The sequence below is a fragment of the uncultured Tessaracoccus sp. genome (assembly GCF_947255005.1).
Lineage (GTDB): Bacteria > Actinomycetota > Actinomycetes > Propionibacteriales > Propionibacteriaceae > Arachnia.
This window is the reverse complement of sequence record NZ_CAMYFI010000136.1, coordinates 1-2,507: the sequence shown is the minus strand read 5'-3', so window position 1 is coordinate 2,507 and position 2,507 is coordinate 1. Positions and strand designations below refer to the sequence as shown.

Genomic DNA, 2,507 nt, shown 5'->3' with positions numbered 1-2,507 from the left:
GCCCGCGCGCGCGGGCCACGTACTGAGCGAACTATAAGTCGCACATGGAAATCAAGCAGTTTGCCAAGAATTCATATGGCGGAACGCGCGCGGGTTGCTGCCGAGGAGGCGAGATTCCAACGTCTACCGCGTTGCTTTGTGCGTTTCCTCCATCCCGGACGGGCTCTATCGCTGCCTACGCTTGTGTAAGCTACGTATCCGTAACTTTAGAAAGGGTATCCGCGTGCACGACTCTATGGTGCAACTGTTGACCCCCGACGGCGCCCGGCAAGGCCATCCCGATTTCGCCTGGGAGGGCACCGCCGACGACCTGCGCGCCAGCTTGCGCGACATGTGGTTGGGGCGCAGATTCGACGCGGAAGCCACCGCCCTGCAACGCCACGGCGAACTCGGGCTGTGGCCCCCGCAGCTCGGCCAGGAAGCCGCCCAAGTTGGAGCGGCCAGGGCACTCGCCCCGGGTGACCACGTCTTTCCTTCCTACCGCGAGCACACGATGGCCCTCGCGCTCGGCTTCCCCATGCAGCAAATGCTCGCGTTCTTCCGGGGCTGCGACCCTGGTCACTGGGACATGCAGCACCGCTTCCGCACCTACACGCTCGTGATCGGCGCGCACACCCTGCACGCCGTCGGGTACGCCATGGGGATCCAATTCGACGGTGCGGTGGGCAATGCTGATCCCAGCGCTAACGAGGCTGTCATGGTATTTCACGGCGACGGTGCCTCGTCGCAAGGGGACGTGAACGAGGCCTACGTGTTTGCCGCGAGCTACAACGCACCCGTGGTGTTCTTCTGCCAGAACAATCAGTGGGCGATATCGGAGCCAACGTCGCTGCAGTCGCGCATCCCGTTGTTCGAGCGCGCCCGCGGGTTCGGATTTCCCGGCGTGCGCGTCGACGGCAACGATGTGCTGGCCGTCGAGGCCGTGTCCAGGTGGGCGCTGGAGCGCGCGAGGCGTGGTGAGGGGCCGACGCTCGTCGAGGCGTACACCTACCGCATGGGCGCCCATACGACGGCGGATGACCCGACGAAGTATCGGGGCCGCGACGAGGAGGCGGCTTGGCGGGAGCGGGACCCGATCGACAGGGTCGTCGCCTATCTGCGCAGCATCGACGAAATCGACGACGCCTACCTCGCCGAACTGGAGCGAGAGGCCGAAGAGCTGGGCGCCGAGACGCGCGCGACCATCGCCCAGCTGCGCGACATGACGATGGAGGAGCTGTTCGGACACTGCTACGCCGAGGCAGACGCCGAACTGGCCGCGCAGCATCGCGAATTCGCTCGCTTCGCTGCGGAATACGAGGTGGCGTGATGTCGAAGCTCAGCATGGCCAAGGCCCTCAACGCGGGGCTTCGTCGCGCGCTCGAAGACGACTCGAACGTGCTGCTGGCAGGCGAAGACATCGGCAAACTCGGCGGCGTGTTTCGCGTCACCGAGGGCCTTCAGTGCGACTTCGGCGAGCACCGAGTCCTCGACTCGCCGCTGGCCGAGTCGGGCATCGTCGGCACCGCCATCGGGCTCGCCATGCGCGGGTATCGGCCGGTGGTGGAGATGCAATTCGACGGGTTCACCTACCCCGCGTTTTCGCAGATCGTCTCGCAACTCGCCCGCCTGCATGGCCGCACCGGCGGGCGCGTGCCGATGCCCGTCGTGATCCGCATTCCGTTCGGCGGCGGAATTGGTGCGGTGGAGCATCACTCCGAATCGCCCGAAACGTACTTCGCGCATACTCCCGGGCTTAGGGTGGTGGCGCCGTCGAACCCGAACGACGCGTACTGGATGATCCAGCAGGCCGTGAGCTCCGACGACCCCGTCGTCTTCCTCGAACCCAAACGCCGCTACCAGGCGAAGGGCGAGGTGGAGCTCGACGCCGCGCCGGCTGGGCTGCACGCCGCGCGCATCGTGCGCGACGGGGCAGACGCCACCCTCATTGGGTACGGGCCGACGGTGGCAACGTGCCTCGACGCCGCCGCCGTCGCCGCTGACGAGGGGCGAAACCTGGAGGTGCTCGACCTGCGCACCATCAGCCCTGTTGATTGGGACTCCGTCGAAGCCTCCGTGGAGCGCACGAAGCGGGCGATCGTCGTGCACGAAGCGCACCGCAACCTTGGGCCTGGCGCCGAGATCGCCGCGCGCCTGCACGAAACACTGTTCTACGTCATGGAGTCGCCTGTGCTGCGCGTTGCGGGCTACGACATCCCCTACCCGCCCGCGCGCGTCGAGCGCCAATTTCTGCCTGGCGTCGACCGCATTCTCGCAGCCGTCGACCAATCGCTGGCCTACTGAGGAGAACCTATGCTGAAGAGATTTCAATTGCCCGACGCCGGAGAGGGCCTCACTGAGGCGGAGATCGTGCAGTGGCGGGTAGCCGTGGGCGACCACGTGCAGGTCAACACGGTGCTCGTCGAGATCGAGACGGCGAAATCCATCGTGGAGCTGCCCTCCCCGTATGCGGGGCGTATCACGGCGCTGCTGGTGGATGAGGGTGCGGAAGTGGAAGTGGGCACCGA

General features: G+C 66.3%; 3 protein-coding genes. All 3 read left to right on the top strand.

Going from position 1 to position 2,507, the window contains the following annotated elements; all coding sequences use genetic code 11:
• Positions 1-223 precede the first annotated feature (223 nt).
• Entirely contained in the window at positions 224-1,309 is a 1,086-nt protein-coding gene (locus tag Q0X61_RS13320) for a thiamine pyrophosphate-dependent enzyme (RefSeq protein WP_297743383.1), read from the top strand.
• Positions 1,309-2,283 (top strand): alpha-ketoacid dehydrogenase subunit beta, encoded by a 975-nt coding sequence (locus Q0X61_RS13315; RefSeq protein WP_297743382.1) that lies wholly within the window; start codon positions 1,309-1,311, stop codon positions 2,281-2,283. Before Q0X61_RS13320 ends, Q0X61_RS13315 begins: the two co-directional genes overlap by 1 nt.
• 9 nt (positions 2,284-2,292) lie before the next feature.
• Positions 2,293-2,507: biotin/lipoyl-containing protein (locus Q0X61_RS13310; protein WP_297743381.1), on the top strand; the 215-nt coding region annotated here is incomplete at its 3' end.